Below are 18635 nucleotides of genomic sequence, written 5' to 3'. Positions count from 1 at the left end.
AGTACAACCTGAGGCCTCACCCTCGCCCGAGGTCCTCGCCTGATCTCGTGTCAGGCGTCCGCCCCGGACGGCCGCCAGCTGATCCGGGGCGGACGGACCGACGCGCAGAGCGGCATGCCCTGCCCGTCCGTCAGCCCGAGCCCGGTCTCGACCGCGCCGCCGGACAGGGCATCGTCGGGCAGGTCGGCGAGGAAGAGCTTGGCCCGGCGGAACATCGCGAACTCGCCGCCGGGCGGAAGTTCGCCCCAGGTCAGATAGACGAAGCGCGCACCCCGCCGCCCCTGGACATAGGGGCCGCGGAAGTCGGCCGTGCCGTCGGACGCGGTGACCGTCTCGACGGGGATCTCGAAGACCGCCTCTGCCGCGTCGGCCGGCACCAGCTGGTCGGGCTCCTTGCCGCGCTGCGTACCTACGTGGATGTGGCGGTACTCGCCGCACGCGCTGCCGGGCAGCTCGCGGCCGGTGATCCTCAGGGTCAGCAGTGCCATGTCCCGGGCTCCTTCCACGTCTTCGGGCCGTCTTCGTACGGCCCCGTGTCGTCTTCCGTACGGGCATCGTGTCGTCTTCGCGTCGCAGCGGTCGCGTACTCCGAACGGCCCAACGACAATGGGTGCGCTGGGGGGCATACAGAACACATCGGACGCAGGAGGTAGGGCCCATGACCACCGCCAAAGACATCATGCACGCCGGGGCTCAGTGGATCCCCTCACACGAGACCCTTGACCGTGCGGCGCAGCTGATGCGCGAGCTGAATGTGGGTGCGCTGCCCATAGCCGACGCCGACGAACGACTCTGCGGCATACTCACCGACCGCGACATCGTGGTCGGCTGTGTGGCCCTGGGACACGACCCCGCGCAGATCACTGCGGGCGACATGGCCAAGGGCACGCCGCGCTGGGTCGAGGCCGGCGCGGACGTGGACTCGGTGCTGCACGAGATGGAGGACCACCAGATCCGGCGGCTGCCGGTGATCGAGAACAAGCGGCTGGTGGGCATGATCAGCGAGGCCGATCTGGCCCAGCATCTGAACGAAGAGCAGATCGCCGAGTGGGTCGAGCGCGTTTACGCCCACGCCTGAGGAGTACCGGAGCCTGGCCGGGCCTCGCGTAGGACCTGCCAGTCACCGCCGGTCCCGGGCCGGTCGAGAATCGCCCGGGCCACCACGTCCGGGCGGTCCAGCATCATCAGATGGCCCGCCGGTTCGACCGCCTCGAAGCGGGCGCCGAGCTGCCGGGCCAGTGCGCGCTGCCGCTCGGTCCAGCGTTCCCCGCCGGCTGCCGCGGCGAGCACCGTGACCGGGGCGTCCGGCAGGGCGTGGCGCTCGCGCAGGGCGAGGAGTTCGGCGGCGACCGCGAGGTAGTGGGTGTTCTCCAGGAGCGCGCCCTGCAGCACCCTGGACGTGGCGTAGCAGCGGCGTACGAGGGCGGCGGGGGCCGGGTCGCCGCCTGCGGCGCGGGAGAGGCGGACCACCGCGCGGCGGGTGAGCGGCCCGAGGGCGGCGGGCGCGCCCACGGCGGAAAGGGCGGCGCCGACACCGCGTGCCACCGCCGTACGGACCGCGGGCGCGGCGGGCATCCGCGCGTGCTCCTCGATGCTGGAGTCGACGAGCACGACAGCCGCGGTACGGGCGGGGTGCAGGCGGGCGAAGGCCTCCGCGTGGAACCCGGCGATCGAGTGCCCCACGACGGTGGCGGGCCCGTCCAGGCCGAGCGCCTCGAGCACGCCCGCGATGCGGTGGCCCTCCCCGGCTGCGGACGGCGCCACGGCGGCCGGGCCGCTCAGCCCGTGGCCCGGGCGGTCGAAGCGGACGACGGTGCGGTGCGGTGCGAGCAGCGGCACCACGGGGTCCCAGTCGAACCAGCTCATCGCGAGCCCGGCGCTCAGTACGCAGACCGGCCCGCTGCCTTCGACGACCACATGGTGCGGTACGCCGCCCACCCGTACGAACGTCACTGTCTGCCGCCCCTTCCTTCCCGCGCCTGGGACGGCGCGGGCACCGTCGGTCAGCCTGTCACGAACAGGTTCCGGGGCCGCTGCCCGGCCCCCGGTGAACGGGCACGTGGTGGCCACACGTCCGCGTATACCGGGCGGGGGTAAGCTGCGTCTCATGGTGATCACCCGGGGCGCGCGGTACGGACAGCTGCTGCTGTTCGTCGCGCTGCTGTTCGGCATCGCCACGATGCATACGGTGGGGCACCCTTCGGGCCACGGTTCGGGGCAGGGCCTCGACCGGGCATCGACGGTCGCGAGCGGTCACGGTGCGAGCCGGACGCCGGCGGTCGGGCCCGGGCACGGCCCTGGCCTGGCGTCGACGGCTGCCGACGGCCACGGCACGGGCAGCGGCATCGCAACTGGACACGACACCGGCACCGGCACCGGCACCGGCACCGGCACCGGGCAGGAATCCGGCCCGGGGCACGATTCCGGACGCGAGTCCGGCGCCGGGCACGATTCCGGCCACGTGCCCGACGCGCACGAGTCCGTCGAATCGCAAGCCCCCGGCCATCACGGCATGGACCCCGCGTCCGTCTGTCTCGCCGTCCTCGCCGCATGCGGCGTCGCCCTCCTCGTGACCCGGCTGGCGTCGCGCCGCCCGGCGGGCCCGGTGCTCGTGCCCGCCCTCGCCCGCGTACCGCACGCGCTGTGGGCGAACGGACCACCGCAGAAAGGCGTTCTCGCGAGGGTGTCGGTGCTGCGGATATAGGAGCGCGTCAATCGCCTGCGTCCTGTCGCAAGCGGTTCACGCGCTTCTCCGTTCACTCTTCGACACCCCCACGAGGTGCACACAGTCATGCGCACACACACCACGCGCCGCTCCGTGCTCGGAGCATCGATCGCCGCGGCCGGCATGGGAGTTCTGGCCGCCTGTACGTCCCCCGGAGCCGACGACGGCGGCCGCGGCGGCGGCCACGGCGCCGATCACGGCGACACCGGGCCCGCCGCCCCGGAAGGCTATGTCTCCCCCTACGGCAAGGAGGTCGCGACGGTCGAGGCCGGGCGTGGCTCCGGCCCCGAACGGAAGGTACGGGTCACCGCCACCGCGACCCCACTCGAGCTCGGCGGCGGCCTGACGGTCAAGTCGTGGGCGTACGGGGACCGGCTGCCCGGCCAGGAGGTACGGCTCACGGCGGGTGACACCCTCGCGCTCACCCTCGCCAACAACCTGCCGCAGGAGACCTCGCTGCACTGTCACGGCATCTCGATGCGCAACGACATGGACGGCGTGCCGGGTGTGACGCAGGCGCCGATCCGCCCGGGCGCGGAGTTCACGTACCGCTTCGTGGTCGCCGACCCCGGCACGTACTGGTTCCATCCGCACACGGGTGTGCAGCTGGACCGCGGTCTGTACGCCCCGCTGATCGTGGAGGACCCGAGGGAGCCGCTGTCGTACGACAAGGAGTGGGTGCTCCTCCTGGACGACTGGGTGGACGGGGTCGACGGCTCCACACCGGACGCGGTGCTCGCCGAGCTCCGCAAAGGCATGCCCCCCGGGCACAGCGGCCACGGGAGTGTGACACAGGCCAAGGCGACAGCGACGGCAACAGCATCGCCGTCGCCGGAGTCCCGCCCGTCCGGCCCGCCCCGGTTGCTGAGGGGCACCAAGAGCAACCTGCTGGGCGGTGAGGCGGGCGATGTCGACTACCCGTACTACCTGATCAACGGGCGTACGCCGGACGACCCTTCGCAGTTCGTCGCCAAGCCCGGCGACCGCATCCGGCTGCGCATCATCAACGCCGGCGGCGAGACGGCCTTCCGGGTGGCGCTCGGCGGCCACAAGCTGACGGTCACCCACACCGACGGCTTCCCCGTCCGCCCCGTCGAGACCGATGCCGTGCTCGTGGCCATGGGCGAGCGGTATGACGTGATGGTCACGGCGGAGGACGGGGTCTTTCCGCTCACCGCTCTCGCCGAGGGCAAGAAGGCCTCGACGATGGCCGTCCTGCGCACCGGCGGCGGGTCACTCCCCGAGCCTGACGTGCGTCCGGCGGAGCTGGACCGGAAAGTGCTGAAGTCGGCCGCCTTCCTCGAGCCCGACGAGTCCGTGGCCTTCTCCCGGCGCAGGCCCGACCGCATGATGAGGATCAAGCTGACCGGTGGCATGGAGCGGTACGACTGGGCCTTCGACGACAAGCCCTACTCCCCGAACGGGCTCTATGACGTCCGCGAGGGCGAGCGGGTCCGCATGGTGTTCATCAACGCCACGGATATGTGGCATCCCATCCATCTGCACGGCCACACCTTCGCCCTCGCGGGCATCAACGGGTCCGGCGCCCGCAAGGACACGGCGGCGGTCCTGCCGCACCGCAAGGTGACCATCGATTTCGACGCGGACAATCCGGGCCTGTGGATGCTGCACTGCCACAACATCTACCACTCGGAGTCCGGGATGATGACGACCGTCGCCTACCGCGAATAGTCCCTGGGGGGACCGGGCTCACCGGGGCCCGGTCCCCCGGCACTCCCGCTCCGGGGCGTGGGGCGTCCCACACCTCCCCGCCAGGACATCGCGTCAGACAGACGATTACACTGGGCGCGTGCCTCAACTACGCCTCGCTCTGAATCAGATCGACTCGACCGTCGGCGATCTCGCCGGCAACGCCGAGGCGATCGTGCACTGGACCCGGCACTCCGCCGAGCAGGGGGCGCATCTCGTCGCCTTCCCCGAGATGGTGCTGACCGGCTACCCCGTGGAGGACCTGGCCCTGCGGTCGTCCTTCGTGGACGCGTCCCGGGCCGCCCTGCGCGCGCTCGCCGTGCGGCTGGACGACGAAGGGTTCGGCGAGCTGCCGGTCGTCGTCGGCTACCTCGACCGCTCCGAGCGGGCCCAGCCCCGCTACGGGCAGCCCGCCGGCGCGCCGCAGAACGCCGCCGCCGTGCTGCACCGCGGCGAGGTGGTGCTGAGCTTCGCCAAGCACCACCTGCCCAACTACGGCGTCTTCGACGAGTTCCGCTACTTCGTGCCCGGCGACACCATGCCGGTGATGCGTGTGCACGGCGTCGACGTGGCGCTGGCGATCTGCGAGGACCTCTGGCAGGACGGCGGCCGCGTCCCGGCCACCCGGTCCGCCGGGGCCGGGCTGCTCCTCTCCATCAACGCCTCGCCGTACGAGCGCGAGAAGGACGACACCCGCCTGGAGCTGGTGCGCAAGCGCGCCCAGGAGGCCGGCTGCACCACCGCGTACCTCGCGATGATCGGCGGACAGGACGAGCTGGTCTTCGACGGCGACTCGATCGTCGTCGGCGCCGACGGCGAAGTCATCGCGCGCGCCCCGCAGTTCGCGGAGGGCAGCGTCGTCCTGGACCTGGAGCTCCCGGCGGCCGGTGGCATCCCGTCCGGTGTGGTCGACGACGGGCTGCGGATCGAGCATGTCGTCATCTCCGAGGAGCCGCTGCCCGCGTACGAGGCCGAGCTGTCCGGCGGCTACGCCGAGCGGCTCGACGACGACGAGGAGATCTACTCCGCGCTGGTCGTGGGCCTGCGCGCGTACGCCGCCAAGAACGGCTTCCGGTCGGTGCTGATCGGGCTGTCGGGTGGCATCGACTCGGCGCTCGTCGCCGCGATCGCCTGCGACGCGCTGGGCGCGCAGAACGTGTACGGCATCTCCATGCCGTCGAAGTACTCGTCCGACCACTCCAAGGGCGACGCGGCCGAGCTGGCCCGCCGTACCGGGCTCAACTTCCGTACCGTGCCGATCGAGCCGATGTTCGACGCGTACATGAGCTCGCTCGGCCTGACCGGTCTCGCCGAGGAGAACCTCCAGTCGCGGCTGCGCGGCACCACGCTGATGGCGCTCTCCAACCAGGAGGGCCACATCGTGCTCGCGCCGGGCAACAAGTCCGAGCTGGCGGTGGGCTATTCGACGCTGTACGGCGACTCCGTCGGCGCGTACGGGCCGATCAAGGACGTCTACAAGACGACGGTCTTCCGGCTCGCGAAGTGGCGCAACCGCGCCGCCGAGGAGCGAGGCCACACCCCGCCGATCCCTGAGGCGTCCATCACCAAGCCGCCGAGCGCGGAGCTTCGTCCCGGCCAGGTCGACACCGACTCGCTGCCGGACTACGACGTACTGGACCGGATCCTGGAGCTGTACGTCGACCGGGACCAGGGCAAGGACGCGATCGTCGCGGCCGGTTTCGACGAGGAACTGGTGGCGAAGACGCTGCGGATGGTGGACACGGCGGAGTACAAGCGGCGCCAGTACCCGCCGGGCACCAAGATCTCGGCGAAGGGCTTCGGCAAGGACCGGCGGCTGCCGATCACGAACCGCTGGCGGGAGACGACGAGCTGACCTGACGCTCCGGACGGGGGCTGCCTGCGGCGACGACGCGGGAGGCCCCCGTTCGCGTACGGTCGAGCAGGCCTGCCGTCACCGCGATCGCCAGGCCCGCCGCCGCGAGGACGGCGCCGACCGTGGCCGGCGAGCTCCAGCCCCAGCCCGCCGCGATGGCCGCGCCGCCGAGCCAGGCGCCGCCCGCGTTGGCGAGGTTGAAGGCCGAGTGGTTGGAGGCGGAGGCCAGCGTCGGGGCGTCCTGCGCCTTCTTCATGACCAGCATCTGGAGCGGTGTGGTGGTCATGAAGCCGACCGCGCCGAGCACCACGACCGTCACCAGGGCCGCCCACTGGATGTGCACGGTGAAACGGAAGGCCACCAGCACCAGCGCGAGCGCGGCCAGCGACCCGTACAGCGTGGGGCGCAGCGCCCGGTCGGTGAGCGGGCCGGCCGCGAGTGCGCCGAGCGTCATGCCGATGCCGAAGAGGGCGAGGACCAGGGTCACGGAGGATTCGCCGAAGCCCATCACCTCGGTCGTCATGGAGGCGAGGTAGGAGTAGACCGCGAAGACGCCGGCGAAGCCGAAGACCGCGGTGAGCAGGCCGAGGAGCACCTGACGGTTGCCGAGCGCCCGCAGCTCGCGGCCCACGCTCTGGTGCGCGTCCACGGGCACGTACGGAATGAGCCGGGCGAGCGCGGCCATCGCGACCAGGCCGATCACCGTGACGACGAGGAAGGTGGCGCGCCAGCCGAGGTGCTGGCCGAGGAGCGTCGCGGCCGGTACGCCGACGATGTTGGCGACCGTGAGGCCGAGGAACATCGTGGCCACCGCGCGCGCCTGCCGCCCGTCCGCGACCAGCCGCGCCGCGACGACCGCGCCGACGCCGAAGAAGGCGCCGTGCGGCAGCCCGGCGAGTACGCGGCCCGCGATCAGCCAGCCGAAGCCGGGAGCGAGGGCGGATGCCAGGTTGCCGACCGTGAACAGCGCCATCAGCAGCAGGAGCATCCGCTTGCGCGGGATGCGGGAGCCGAGGGCGGTCAGCAGCGGGGCGCCGATGACGACGCCGATCGCGTACGCCGATACGAGGTGGCCGGCCGTGGGGACGGAGGTGTTCAGGTCGTCGGCGACATTGGGCAGCAGGCCCATCATCACGAACTCGGTGGTGCCGATGCCGAAGGCGGAGACGGCGAGCGCGAGCAGCGCGAGGGGCATGGAGTGCCTTTCCGAAGTTAGTTCTCCTTCGAAACAAATGCTCGCACGCCGATTGTTCCCACGGATGAACACGTGGTTGCCGTCACATAACTGGGGTCTCCGCCCCCAGCCCCCCCCCCGCGCCTCAATCGCCGGCGGGGCTTTTTTCGGGGCTCCGCCCCGCACCCCGCTCCTCAATCGCCGGAGGGGCTTGAAAGCCCGGCCGAACCTTGAGTTTCCGCCGGACGGGCGGAACTCGTAAGCCCGTTGGGGGTCCCCCCGGACGAAGTCTGGGGGAGATTGAGGACAACGCCCGAAGGGCGTACGGGGGTCTGGGGCGAAGCCCCAGTTACGGGAAGGGGGCGGGTAGGGGAAAGGTCACATCTTGATGCGCGCCGCGATCGGCAAGTGGTCGCTGTCCGTCTGCGGCAGCGTCCAGGAGGAGACCGGCTCGACGCCCCTCACCATGATCTGGTCGATGCGGGCCATCGGGAACGACGCGGGCCAGCTGAAGCCGAAGCCGTCGCCCGCCGCGCCCTGCGTGGAGCGCATCTGGGAGGTGACGGCGTTCAGGGAGCGGTCGTTCATAGTGCCGTTGAGGTCGCCGAGCAGCACGACCTTGCCGACCCGTTCGTGGGCGATGGCCTCGCCAAGCGCGTCGGCGCTGTTGTCGCGCTGGTTGGCGGTGAAGCCTGCGTTGAGCTTGACGCGTACGGACGGCATGTGCGCGACGTAGAACGCGACCGCGCCCTTCGGCGTCTGCACGGTGGAGCGCATCGCGCGCGTCCAGCCCATCTGGATGTCCACGTCCGCGGTGTCGGTCATCGGGTACTTGCTCCAGAGCCCGACCGTGCCTTCCACCGAGTGGTACTTGTACGTCCCTGCCAGCGCCTTTTCGTAGGTGGAGACCTGACCGACCGGCAGTTCCTGCAGCGCGACCACGTCCGCGCCCGAGGCGGCGACCTGCTTTGCGGTGCCTTCCGGGTCTGGGTTGCCGGCGTTGACGTTGTGCGTGGCGACGGTCAGATCGCCGCCTGCGCCCGACTTGTCGCTGAACATCAGCCCGCCGAAGAGGTTGAGCCAGACAACGGCCGGGAGGAGCAGGGCGATCAGCGCGATGGCCGAGCGCCGCAGCACGGCGACGACGAGGATCACCGGGATGAACGCGCCGAACCACGGAAGGAACGTCTCTGTGAGGCTGCCCAAGTTGCCGATCCGGTTGGGGATCTGCGCGTGCAGGATCATCAACAGGGCGATGAGGACGGCGAAGCAGGCGAGGACGACGCCGCGCCGCCAGATGCCGCGGTCGCCGCGCCAGCGCTGGAGCAGGCTCCGGACCCGTGTTCCGGCGCGCCCGGCCTGGGGGCTGCCGTTGGTGCCGTTGGCGGTCTCCGTCTTGTACGCCTGCGCCATGGAGCTGTCCTCACTGCCTTGCTGTCACGCCTCGCCGTCGACACTAGGCGATGGGAGGTGTTTTCCTCACCGTCGCCGGACGGCCGTTCTGCCCCGATGACGACAGGGCGGCGCACGGGGTTCCTCGTAACGGGCCAGGTGGGGACGCTGTGACAGAACGCGCATACTTCGGACTTGCCCCTCGCCGGGCATACAGAGGGAGGTCAGAAGGGCGTCAGCAGGGGCGTCAGCAGGGGCGTCAGTGGCGCGGGCCTTCCGCGGGGCGCAGGCCCTCCAGCACGGCGTCGACGATCCGTTCCGCGCTGCCCTCCTCCGGCGTGCCCCCGGGGCGCAGCACGGTCCGTACGAGCATCGGGCCGACGAAGAGATCGCCGAGCAGATCGAAGTCGATGTCCGCGCGGATCTCCCCGTTCGCGACACCACGGCGCAGCACTTCGTCCATCCGCTCGCGGCGGGGGGCGATGGAGGTGCGGTGGTACATGTCCCACAACTGGGGATAGCTCTGCATCTGCGCGAAGACGTTGTGCAGGAGGGCGGAGGAACGTTTGGCGAGGCCGCGTCGGCGCAGCATCTCGATCATCGCGACGAGGTCGTCACGTATGGAGGTGCCGGGCAGCGGCGGGTCCACGGGCTCCATGGAGCGGACGACGTCGACGAAGAGGGCCTCTTTCCCGTCCCAGCGGCGGTAGATGGTGGCTTTGCCGACACCGGCGGTGCGGGCGATGCGCTCGATGGAGAGCTCGGAGAAGGGCACGCCGTCTTCGAGAAGCCGCACAACGGTCCCGACTATGGCCTGCTCGACGGCCTCACTGCGGGGCCGCCCACGCCGCCCGGCGACTGGGGCGCCGCGGGGCGGCTCGGGCCCGACAGCCGGGGGCTCGCCGCCCTGGCCGCCGTTGTCCTGCTGGTCCCTCACCGGCACGTCCGGTCCGCCTCTCGCCCTCGTCATCGCCGGCAATTCTCGCTGACGGGCCGCGGGCCGTCGGGCAGCGTCCGCCCCGGCCCGTGTTCGGCGCTCTCCAGCTCCGGCCCGCGGTCCGGCGTCGGCCCGGCGTCCGGCGCCGGCTCCTTCATCCGGCCGTCCGGCATGAAGAACGCCACCACCAGCGCGCCGATCAGCGCCACCCCCGCCGAGGCCATCGCCGTCAGATGCATCGCGTGCAGGAACGCCTCGTTCGCCGGCACGATCAGCGCCTTGCCCGCCGGGCCGAGTCTCTCCGCGGCCGCGAGCGTCGCCTCGATCGATTCACCCGCGGCCTGCCGGGCGCCGATCGGGACAGCTGAGAGGTGCCCCTCGATCGCACCCCGGTACTGCGTGGACAGCAGCGAACCGAGCACCGCGACACCCAGTGCCCCGCCGACCTGGCGGAAGGTGTTGCTGACCGCAGAGCCGGACCCCGCCTTCTCGCGGGGCAGCGACTGCATCACCGAGACCGTCACCGGGGGCGTGATGAGCGCCATCGCAGAGCCCTGCACGAAGAGGACCGCTTCGATCACCCACAGCGGGGTCGAGGCGTCGAACATCACGAAAGCCCCCAGCACCATGGCGACCAGCAGCATGCCGACCGTGCACACCGTCCGCGCCCCGAACCGGTCGACGATCAGCCGCGCGCGCAGCGAGACAACCATCTGCGCCACGGCCAGCGGCAGAATGAGCAGGCCCGCTTCCAGCGCGCCGTAGCCGCGCACGCTCTGCAGATAGAACGCGGAGAAGAAGGTCACGCCCGTCAGCGCGAAGAAGACCAGCGCGATCGCCGTGACCGCCGCCGCGAAGGCGGGCCGCTTGAAGTACGTGAGGTCGATGGCCGGATGGTCGCTGCGCCTCTCGTGGAGTACGAACCAGACGAGTACCACCAGACCGCCCAGCATCGGCAGCAGCACGGACGGCGTCGAGAAGTCCGCCAGCTCGCCGCCGCGGATGATGCCGTACACCAGCAGGATCAGGCCGATGACCGACAGCATTACGCCGATCGGGTCCATACGCCCGGGGTTCGGGTCCCTGGAGTCCGGCAGGAGCAGCGCCGTCGCGATCAGCGCGACGACCACGACCGGCACGTTGACCAGGAAGATCGAGCCCCACCAGAAGTGCTCGATGAGCAGCCCGCCGGTGATCGGGCCGATGGCCATGCCGACGCCGACGCTGCCCGCCCAGATGCCGATGGCCCTGGGCTGCTCCTGGGGCTCGAACACGTCCATCAGCACGGCGAGGGTCGCCGGCATCACGCAGGCCCCGCCGAGGCCCATCACCGCGCGGTACGCGATGAGCTCGCCGGGCGAGCCGGCGAACGCCGCGAGGGCCGAGCCCGCGCCGAAGACCGCGACGCCGAAGAACAGCACCTTCTTGCGGCCGATGCGGTCGCCGAACAGGCCCGCGGTGAACAGCAGCGCCGCGAAGACGAGCGTGTAGGAGTTGATCGCCCACTCCAGCTCGCTCTGGGTCGCGCCGATGCCGGCGGGCTCGGGGCTGGCGAGCGTTCTGACCGCCACATTCAGGATCGAGTTGTCCAGCACGACGATGAGCAGGCTGAACATCAGGACGGTGAGGATCGCCCAGCGCCGCCGGTGGACGGCCTCGGGTATGCGGGGTGGGGCAGGTGGGCCGGACGGAGTCGACATGATCCCCTGCCTAGCCTAATTTCGATACGAGACCGTCTCGTATAGGTCACTCTACCCAACGTACGGGTCCCCTTCCGCCGGAGCGGCACGAGGTGCCACCATGGGGGTGATCCGGGGACGCCGTGAGGGCGCCTCGAGATGACGAAGGAGCCGTTAGCCATGACGCTTCAGGCTGCCCAGAAGCCCACCGACAGCAGCAAGGCGCTGTACGGCGGTAAGGGCACTCGCCGTATCACCGTCCACGACCTCGCCGCCGCCAAGGAGCGCGGTGAGAAGTGGCCGATGCTCACCGCATACGACGCGATGACCGCGTCCGTCTTCGACGAGGCCGGCATCCCGGTCATGCTCGTCGGCGACTCCATGGGCAACGTCCATCTCGGCTACGAGACCACCGTCCCGGTCACGATGGACGAGATGACGCTGCTGTCCGCCGCCGTCGTACGGGGCACCAGGCGGGCTCTCGTCGTCGGCGACCTCCCCTTCGGCTCGTACCAGGAAGGCCCCGTCCAGGCCCTGCGCAGCGCCACCCGGCTGGTCAAGGACGCGGGCGTCGGCGCGGTCAAGCTGGAGGGCGGCGAGCGCTCGCTCGGGCAGACCGAACTGCTCGTCCAGGCAGGCATCCCGGTCATGTCGCACCTCGGCCTGACCCCGCAGTCCGTCAACACCATGGGCTACCGCGTCCAGGGCCGCAGCGACGAGGCCGCCCATCGGCTGGTCCGCGACGCCAAGGCGGCGCAGGACGCGGGCGCGTTCGCTGTCGTCCTGGAGCTCGTCCCGGCCGAGGTCGCCGCCGAGATCACCCGCAGCCTGCAGATCCCGACCATCGGTATCGGCGCGGGCCCCGACACGGACGCCCAGGTCCTCGTCTGGACCGACATGGCCGGTCTGACGGGCGGCAAGGTGCCGCGCTTCACCAAGCAGTACGCCAACCTGCGCCAGACGCTCGGCGACGCCGCGAAGGCCTTCGCCGACGACGTCGTCGGCGGTGCGTTCCCGCAGGAGGAGCACACCTTCCACTGAGCACCACCCACCGGCCACCCCCGGCACAGACGACAGCCCGCCGACATCCCCCATCGGCGGGCTGTCGGCGTGCGGAAGACCCCCGAGGGGCCCCGGCGTAGCCTGGAATTGACACTCGGGGCCGCTCACTCTCCGCCGGGAGGCGGATGACCATGACCGGAATCGTTTCCAGGAACTTCGACTCGGCCGACGAAACCCGGCCCTTCGAAGAGGGCAAGGGGAAGGTGGCCCTTCTCACCACCGACCAGGGCCCGGTGGGCAGGGCCGTGTTCGAGCCGGGCTGGCAGTGGTCCAAGCACGTCAAGCCCATTGCGGGCACCGAGAGTTGTCAGGCCGCTCACGTCGGGTACGTCATCAGCGGGAAGATGACGATCGTCATGGACGACGGCGAGTCCGTGGACACCGGACCCGGCGACTTCCTCTCCATCGCACCCGGCCATGACGCGTGGGTGGTGGGGGACGAGCCGTGCGTCTTCCTCGACTGGGCCGGTTTCGGGGACTACGCCAAGCCCGCGTAGCTCTGCTCCTCGTGCAGTTTCACGGGGCCTGACCAGCTACTCCCCCATTGTCGGTGCGGCTGTCACCGGCTTGTCGGTGATCTGTCGGCAGTCTGTCGGTGGCGGCTGGAACCGTGTAGGGCATGACGCGAATCGACAAGAACGCCGTCGAGGTACGAGGCCTCGTAAAGCATTACGGCGAGACGAAGGCGCTGGACGGGGTGGACCTGGACGTGCGCGAGGGCACGGTCCTCGGCGTCCTCGGCCCCAACGGCGCCGGCAAGACCACACTCGTACGCTGCCTCTCCACCCTCGTCGTCCCGGACGCCGGCCATGCCGTCGTCGCCGGATACGACGTGGTGAGGCAGCCGCGGCAGCTGCGCCGCACCATCGGCCTCACCGGGCAGTACGCCTCGGTCGACGAGAAGCTGTCCGGCTGGGAGAACCTCTACATGATCGGGCGGCTGCTCGACCTGTCCCGCAAGGACGCCCGCCGCCGCGCCGACGAGATGCTGGAGCGCTTCTCGCTCACCGAGTCCGCCAAGCGGCCCGCGATGCAGTACTCCGGCGGCATGCGGCGGCGGCTCGACCTGGCCGCCTCGATGATCGGCAGCCCGGCGGTGCTGTGCCTGGACGAGCCGACGACGGGCCTGGACCCGCGGACCCGTAACGAGGTCTGGGACGAGGTGCGGCGGATGGTCGCGGACGGGGCGACCGTACTGCTCACCACCCAGTACATGGAGGAGGCCGAGCAGCTGGCGAGCGAGCTCACCGTCATCGATCGCGGCCGGGTCATCGCCAACGGCCGGGTGGACGAGCTCAAGGCGAAGGTCGGCGGCCGCACCCTGCAGATACGGCCCAGCGATCCGGCGCAGCTGTCCGCGATGGCGGAGGCGATCGCCGCCGCCGGCCTCGACGGGCTCGCGGGGGCGCGTGCCGTCCCGGACGAGGGGCTGCTGTACGTGCCGATCCTCAGCGACGAGCAACTGACCGCGGTGGTCGGCCTGCTGGGCGCCCGCGGCTTCGGCATCGCGCACATCGGCACCCATCTGCCCAGCCTGGACGAGGTGTTCCTGGCGATCACCGGCGAGAAGACCCTGGCGTCGGAGATCTCCGACACGATTCCCGAGGAGGTCGCGGCATGAGCGCGGCGACGATCAGTGCTGCGCCGGCCAAGGCGCTTCCCGGCGAGGGCCGGATAGGCCTGCGGGCCAATGCGCGGCACATCGGCGCGCTGGTGCGCCGCAACGTCATGCAGATCAAGCAGGACCCGGAGTCGATGTTCGACGTCCTGCTGATGCCGGTCATCTTCACGCTGCTGTTCGTGTACGTCTTCGGCGGGGCGATCTCCGGCAAGGGCAACCAGCAGGAGTACGTGAACTATGTGATCCCCGGCCTGATGGCGATGATGGGCATGAACATCGCCATGGCCGTCGGAACCGGCGTCAACGACGACTTCAAGAAGGGCGTGATGGACCGCTTCCGGTCCATGCCGATCGCCCGCTCCTCCGTCCTCGTCGCGAAGATCGTGGTCGAGATCGGCCGGATGCTGGTCGCCACCGCCATCCTGCTCGCCATGGGCTTCCTGCTCGGCCTGCAGATCCACACCTCGGTCCTCGGACTGGCCGCGGCGGTCGGCCTGTCCACGGTCTTCGGCGCCTCGCTGATGTGGATCTTCATTCTGCTCGGTCTCACCATGAAGACGGCCCAGGCCGTCCAGGGAGTGGCCATGCTCGTTCTGATGCCGTTGCAGTTCGGGTCGTCGATCTTCGCCCCGCCGACCACGATGCCCGGCTGGCTGCAGACCTTCACCGACTACAACCCGCTCTCCAACCTCGCGGACGCCGCACGGAATCTGGTCAACGGCGGCCCGGTCGCCGAATCCGTGTGGATGACGCTCGGCTGGGCTGCGGTCATCACGGCGGTCACGGCGCCGCTCGCGGTCGCCAAGTTCCGCAGGAAGACCTGATCCTGACGCAGGGTCACACGCTTACACCAGGGCGGCGGCCTCATCGAGCGTGAGGCCGCCGCCCTCGGCGTACGCCGCCTCGTAGGCGGCCTCGCCGAGCACGGCGCGCACCGCGGACTCGCAAGCGGCTCTGTTGTCCCGCTCGTACCGGGGCGCGAAGTGGCCGGGCGGCAGCAGGGCGTCGGACGCGCCGAGCAGCCGGGCCGCGTCCGGCGCGCGCTCCGTGCGGCCCAGGGCCAGCGCCCCGGCGGCAGTCACCAGGTACACCGACGGCATCTGTGGGGCGACCATCCGGGTCAGCGGATCCTGCGCCTTGACCAGTGCGGTACGCACCCGGTCCAGCGACAGCTCGTAGTGGCCGTCGAGGAAGTCCAGCCAGCCGAGGAAGCCGATCACCATGGCCTCGAAGATCGCGAAGGTGTTGGGCCTGAACTGCGCGAGCAGCACCTCGATCTCGGCGCGCGCCTCCTGGCCGCGGCCGGTGCGGCCCAGCCACAGCGCGAGCAGCAGCCGGGCCATGGCCGTCGACTCGTTCCCCACGCTCGTGCCCGTGGCCAGCACCTCGCGGATGAGCGCCTCGCCGCGCTCGCCCTCGCCCGTCTCCATCAGGTTGCCGCCGAGGCGGGTGCTCAGCACGGCTGTCTGGGCCTGGGCGCCGATCTGCTCCGCGTACGCGATGGCGGCCCTGAAGTCCTCGGCGGCGAGCAGGTATTCACCGCGCCGCTCGTGCGCCTCGCCGCGTGCGGACAGGGCCTCGGCCGCGCCCCAGGCGTCGCCGAGCCGGGTGAAGATCTCCAGCGACTCGTTGGCGTCGGTGGCCGCGTCGCCGGCCCACTCACTGCGGTTGGCGAGGACATTGGCCCGCGTCTGGAGGGATGCGGCGAGCTCCCATTCGTATCCGTTTGCGCGGCAGGCCTCGACGGTCTCGTTCAGCAACTCCTTGAGCTGCTCGGTGTCCCCGGTGATCACGACGGCGTAGAACCAGAGCGATCCCGGGGGCCGGCAGGTCTGCGGCAGCCCGGGCCGGTAGACCTCGGTGACCCTGCGCAGCCGCTCCAGCCTCTGAGGCGAGGTCCACTCGTCGATGTCGTAGTCCATGAAGACCATCCCGATCAGCGCCGAGCAACGCCTGGCCTCCTGCAGCAGCTCGGGCGACATGGGCGGCGGCGCGTCCGTGAAGCGCTCGAAGACCGGCGGCGCGGGTGCGGTCGGCGGCGCGAACGGGTCGGGACCGAGTTCGCCCGCGGCGGTGGTCCAGTGCCTGGCCTCGGTGCGCAGATCCTTCATCTGCCAGTACCAGGCCAGCGAGAGGACGAGGTGGAGTGTCTCCTGCTCGTCGCGGGCGGCGACGGCGCGGCGCAGCGCGGTGCGCAGATTCTCGTACTCCAGCTGCAGCAGGTCGACGGCGGCGCGCTGGCCGTGGCCGTGCAGGAGGGGGTCGGTGGTGCGGGCCAACTCCCGGTAGTAGAGCAGGTGCTGCCGCTCGACCGCGGTGCGCTCTGCGGCCTCGTCGAGCCGCTCGGCCGCGTACTCGCCGACGGTTTCGAGGAGGCGGTAGCGCATCTGCCCGTCGGGCGTCGGGGCGGCCACGACGAGGGACTTGTCGATGAGCGAGCCGAGCGCGTCGGCGACGTCCAGGCTGCCGCGGTCCTCGCCGGCGTCCGCGCAGACCGCCTCCGCGGCGGAGAGGTCGCAGCCGCCCGCGAAGACGGACAGCCGCCGCAGGACAGCGCGTTCGGCGTCGTCGAGCAGGTCCCAGGACCAGTCGACGACGGCACGGAGCGTCTGCTGGCGCGGCAGTACGGTACGGCTTCCGCTGGTCAGCAGGCGGAAGCGGTCGTCGAGACGGTCGGCGATCTGACGCGGGGTGAGCATCCGGAGCCGAGCGGCGGCGAGTTCGATGGCGAGCGGCAGTCCGTCGAGGCGGTGGCAGATCTCGGCGGCCGCGGCGGCGGTGGCCTCATCGGCGTCGATACGGAAGCCGGGCCGGGCGGCGGCGCCGCGGTCGGCGAGCAGCTTCAGCGCCATCGGGTCGGGCAGCGGGTCGACCGGGCGCACCAACTCGCCGGGTACGCCCAGCGGTTCACGGCTGGTCGCCAGCACCGTGACGCCCGGGCAGCTCTCCAGCAGCCGCTCGGCGAGCGTGGCGGCGGCGCCGACGACATGCTCGCAGTTGTCGAGGAGCAGCAGCATGCGCCGGCGTGAGCAGTGCTCGGCCAGCCGCACCAGGGGGTCGTCGCTGTGCCGCTCGGCGGCCCGCAGCTCCTCGGCACCGGCGCCGCGCAGCACGGTCTCGCGGGCGCCGAGCGCGGTGAGGACGGCCTCTGGCACGGTCTCGGGGTCGTCCACGGGCGCGAGTTCGGCCAGCCAGACGCCGTCGGGCCAGGGGTTCTCCCGCTCCCCCGCCCCGTCGACGGCCCGCTCTGCGGCCTCTTGCGACAGCCGGGTCTTCCCGGCCCCGCCGGGCCCGAGCAGCGTGACGAGCCGGGCGTGGCGGAGGTCGTCGTGGATGGCGTGGATGTCGGCGTCACGCCCGACGAAGGAGGTAAGCCGGGCCCGAAGGTTCCCGCGTCTACCCCGCCCGGGGCTCCGCCCCGGACCCCGCGCCTCAATCTCCCCCAGACTTCGTCCGGGGGGACCCCCAGAGGCTCCAATGGAGCCCGTCCGGCGATTGAGGACACGCCCGGAGGGCGTACTGGGGGTCCCCCCACGCCCGCAGGGCGTAGGGGGCGGGTCTGGGGGCTTGCCCCCAGTTACGGGATGGGGCGGGGTGGGGGAAAGCAACTCCGCGTGCAGCGCGCGCAATTCGCGGCCAGGGTCCGCCCCCAAGCGATCCGCGAGTTCGCGGCGCACGCCCTCGTACGCGGTCAGCGCCTCCGCCGCACGCCCCGCGTCCCGCAACGCCCGCAGCCGCAGCACCTGCAGCCGCTCGTCCATCGGGTGCTCCTCGCACAGCGCGGCGAGCTCCGGCAGCGCCTCCTCCGCCCGGCCGAGCGCCAGCGCCGCCGCGAGGCGTGCGCGGCGGGCGTCCAGCCGACGGGCCTCCCAGCGCGCGGCCTCGGCCGTACGGTCGGGCAGATCGGCCAGCACCGGCCCCTGCCACAGCGCGAGCGCGTCGTCCAACAGCGCCGCCGCCTTCACCGCGTCGCCCTCTTCCAGCGCCCGCGCCCCCTCCCCCGCACGCCGGTCGAAACGGTGCAGGTCCACATCGTCACTGTCGGCACACAGCCGGTAACCTCCGCCGGCGGCCGACGCCACCGCCGCATGCCCCAGCGCCCGCCGCAGCCGCCCGACGAGCGCCTGCACCGCGCCCCCCGCGTCGGCCGGCGGATCGCCGGCCCACACCTCGTCGACGAGGACGCCGACCGGGACCGTACGCCCCGGCCGCAGCGCCAGTACCGCCAGCAGCGCGCGCAGCCGCGCACCGCCGAGCGCGACGGACGTGCCGTCGTCGTGGAGAGCCTGAGTGGTGCCGAGTACCCGATAGTGCACCCGCCCATTGTCACTGGTGGGCAACCGGACCCGCGCAGCAATAACCGGCGGGAACCAGGGCAGCAGGAACCAGGCCGCATCCACGGGACGTTCACCCCACGCCACCGGTACGGTCGATCCGCACGTCCCTCCCCCTACGCCCTGGCGGGCGTGGGGGGACCCCC

The 18635-nt window shown here is 71.4% G+C and carries 15 protein-coding genes; 8 read left to right on the top strand and 7 right to left on the bottom strand.

Annotated features, from left to right (window positions below):
* Positions 1–50: 50 nt before the first annotated feature.
* Positions 51–488, bottom strand: coding sequence for a DUF5990 family protein (locus tag ACFYWY_RS01405; RefSeq protein ID WP_389177837.1), 438 nt, complete (start codon positions 486–488; stop codon positions 51–53).
* A 170-nt stretch (positions 489–658) separates the two neighbouring features.
* Here ACFYWY_RS01405 and ACFYWY_RS01400 point away from each other — a divergent pair, with 170 nt between their 5' ends.
* Positions 659–1078 (top strand): CBS domain-containing protein, encoded by a 420-nt coding sequence (locus ACFYWY_RS01400; RefSeq protein ID WP_389177834.1) that lies wholly within the window; start codon positions 659–661, stop codon positions 1076–1078.
* Here the strand turns inward: ACFYWY_RS01400 and ACFYWY_RS01395 are convergent.
* Positions 1063–1953, bottom strand: coding sequence for an alpha/beta fold hydrolase (locus ACFYWY_RS01395; protein ID WP_389177831.1), 891 nt, complete (start codon positions 1951–1953; stop codon positions 1063–1065). The genes ACFYWY_RS01400 and ACFYWY_RS01395 overlap by 16 nt on opposite strands.
* A 154-nt stretch (positions 1954–2107) precedes the next feature.
* Between ACFYWY_RS01395 and ACFYWY_RS01390 the strand changes: the two genes are divergently transcribed.
* The 3 genes from ACFYWY_RS01390 (at position 2108) to ACFYWY_RS01380 (ending at position 6290) form a co-directional block, all read left to right on the top strand.
* Complete coding sequence (locus ACFYWY_RS01390) at positions 2108–2704, top strand: hypothetical protein (RefSeq protein WP_389177828.1); 597 nt, start codon at positions 2108–2110, stop codon at positions 2702–2704.
* An 87-nt stretch (positions 2705–2791) separates the two neighbouring features.
* Positions 2792–4417: a multicopper oxidase family protein gene (locus tag ACFYWY_RS01385; RefSeq protein WP_389177825.1), complete on the top strand. Its 1626-nt coding sequence runs from the start codon at positions 2792–2794 to the stop codon at positions 4415–4417.
* Positions 4418–4535: 118 nt separating this feature from the next.
* Positions 4536–6290 carry an NAD+ synthase gene (locus ACFYWY_RS01380; RefSeq protein ID WP_389177822.1) on the top strand — a complete coding sequence of 585 codons (1755 nt, stop codon included), beginning with the start codon at positions 4536–4538 and terminating at the stop codon, positions 6288–6290.
* Here ACFYWY_RS01380 and ACFYWY_RS01375 read toward each other — a convergent pair.
* From ACFYWY_RS01375 to ACFYWY_RS01360, 4 genes are all read right to left on the bottom strand, one after another.
* Positions 6259–7485: an MFS transporter gene (locus tag ACFYWY_RS01375; protein ID WP_389177819.1), complete on the bottom strand. Its 1227-nt coding sequence runs from the start codon at positions 7483–7485 to the stop codon at positions 6259–6261. The genes ACFYWY_RS01380 and ACFYWY_RS01375 overlap by 32 nt on opposite strands.
* 357 nt (positions 7486–7842) lie before the next feature.
* A complete protein-coding gene (locus ACFYWY_RS01370; RefSeq protein ID WP_389177816.1) occupies positions 7843–8877 on the bottom strand; it encodes an endonuclease/exonuclease/phosphatase family protein in 1035 nt (344 codons plus the stop codon).
* Between the two features lie 238 nt (positions 8878–9115).
* Positions 9116–9826 (bottom strand): TetR/AcrR family transcriptional regulator, encoded by a 711-nt coding sequence (locus ACFYWY_RS01365; RefSeq protein ID WP_389177814.1) that lies wholly within the window; start codon positions 9824–9826, stop codon positions 9116–9118.
* Positions 9823–11493 (bottom strand): MFS transporter, encoded by a 1671-nt coding sequence (locus tag ACFYWY_RS01360; RefSeq protein WP_389177811.1) that lies wholly within the window; start codon positions 11491–11493, stop codon positions 9823–9825. Before ACFYWY_RS01360 ends, ACFYWY_RS01365 begins: the two co-directional genes overlap by 4 nt.
* 159 nt (positions 11494–11652) lie before the next feature.
* Here ACFYWY_RS01360 and panB point away from each other — a divergent pair, with 159 nt between their 5' ends.
* The 4 genes from panB (at position 11653) to ACFYWY_RS01340 (ending at position 14979) form a co-directional block, all read left to right on the top strand.
* Positions 11653–12513, top strand: coding sequence for a 3-methyl-2-oxobutanoate hydroxymethyltransferase (panB, locus tag ACFYWY_RS01355; protein WP_389177808.1), 861 nt, complete (start codon positions 11653–11655; stop codon positions 12511–12513).
* Positions 12514–12665: 152 nt separating this feature from the next.
* Positions 12666–13031 carry a cupin domain-containing protein gene (locus ACFYWY_RS01350; protein ID WP_389177805.1) on the top strand — a complete coding sequence of 122 codons (366 nt, stop codon included), beginning with the start codon at positions 12666–12668 and terminating at the stop codon, positions 13029–13031.
* A 122-nt stretch (positions 13032–13153) separates the two neighbouring features.
* Entirely contained in the window at positions 13154–14155 is a 1002-nt protein-coding gene (locus ACFYWY_RS01345) for an ATP-binding cassette domain-containing protein (protein ID WP_389177802.1), read from the top strand.
* Entirely contained in the window at positions 14152–14979 is an 828-nt protein-coding gene (locus ACFYWY_RS01340) for an ABC transporter permease (RefSeq protein WP_389177799.1), read from the top strand. The genes ACFYWY_RS01345 and ACFYWY_RS01340 overlap by 4 nt, the downstream gene beginning before the upstream one ends.
* A gap of 21 nt (positions 14980–15000) precedes the next feature.
* On the opposite strand, the gene ACFYWY_RS01335 is transcribed toward ACFYWY_RS01340, so the two are convergent.
* On the bottom strand, positions 15001–18471 hold the full coding sequence (locus ACFYWY_RS01335) for a BTAD domain-containing putative transcriptional regulator (RefSeq protein WP_389177796.1): 3471 nt from the start codon (positions 18469–18471) through the stop codon (positions 15001–15003).
* Positions 18472–18635: the final 164 nt, after the last annotated feature.

It is taken from the genome of Streptomyces sp. NPDC002870, assembly GCF_042888505.1.
Taxonomy (GTDB): Bacteria; Actinomycetota; Actinomycetes; order Streptomycetales; family Streptomycetaceae; genus Streptomyces.
Note: the sequence above shows the minus strand (reverse complement) of the source record. Positions and strands in the feature narration are given on the sequence as shown.

What these genes read in the sequence shown, in the direction of transcription:
- ACFYWY_RS01405 (WP_389177837.1), bottom strand. Translation starts at nt 488, where the DNA reads ATGGCACTGCTGACCCTGAGGATCACCGGCCGCGAGCTGCCCGGCAGC.
- ACFYWY_RS01400 (WP_389177834.1), top strand. Translation starts at nt 659, where the DNA reads ATGACCACCGCCAAAGACATCATGCACGCCGGGGCTCAGTGGATCCCC.
- ACFYWY_RS01390 (WP_389177828.1), top strand. Translation starts at nt 2,108, where the DNA reads ATGGTGATCACCCGGGGCGCGCGGTACGGACAGCTGCTGCTGTTCGTC.
- ACFYWY_RS01385 (WP_389177825.1), top strand. Translation starts at nt 2,792, where the DNA reads ATGCGCACACACACCACGCGCCGCTCCGTGCTCGGAGCATCGATCGCC.
- ACFYWY_RS01375 (WP_389177819.1), bottom strand. Translation starts at nt 7,485, where the DNA reads ATGCCCCTCGCGCTGCTCGCGCTCGCCGTCTCCGCCTTCGGCATCGGC.
- ACFYWY_RS01370 (WP_389177816.1), bottom strand. Translation starts at nt 8,877, where the DNA reads ATGGCGCAGGCGTACAAGACGGAGACCGCCAACGGCACCAACGGCAGC.
- ACFYWY_RS01365 (WP_389177814.1), bottom strand. Translation starts at nt 9,826, where the DNA reads ATGACGAGGGCGAGAGGCGGACCGGACGTGCCGGTGAGGGACCAGCAG.
- ACFYWY_RS01360 (WP_389177811.1), bottom strand. Translation starts at nt 11,493, where the DNA reads ATGTCGACTCCGTCCGGCCCACCTGCCCCACCCCGCATACCCGAGGCC.
- panB (WP_389177808.1), top strand. Translation starts at nt 11,653, where the DNA reads ATGACGCTTCAGGCTGCCCAGAAGCCCACCGACAGCAGCAAGGCGCTG.
- ACFYWY_RS01350 (WP_389177805.1), top strand. Translation starts at nt 12,666, where the DNA reads ATGACCGGAATCGTTTCCAGGAACTTCGACTCGGCCGACGAAACCCGG.
- ACFYWY_RS01345 (WP_389177802.1), top strand. Translation starts at nt 13,154, where the DNA reads ATGACGCGAATCGACAAGAACGCCGTCGAGGTACGAGGCCTCGTAAAG.
- ACFYWY_RS01340 (WP_389177799.1), top strand. Translation starts at nt 14,152, where the DNA reads ATGAGCGCGGCGACGATCAGTGCTGCGCCGGCCAAGGCGCTTCCCGGC.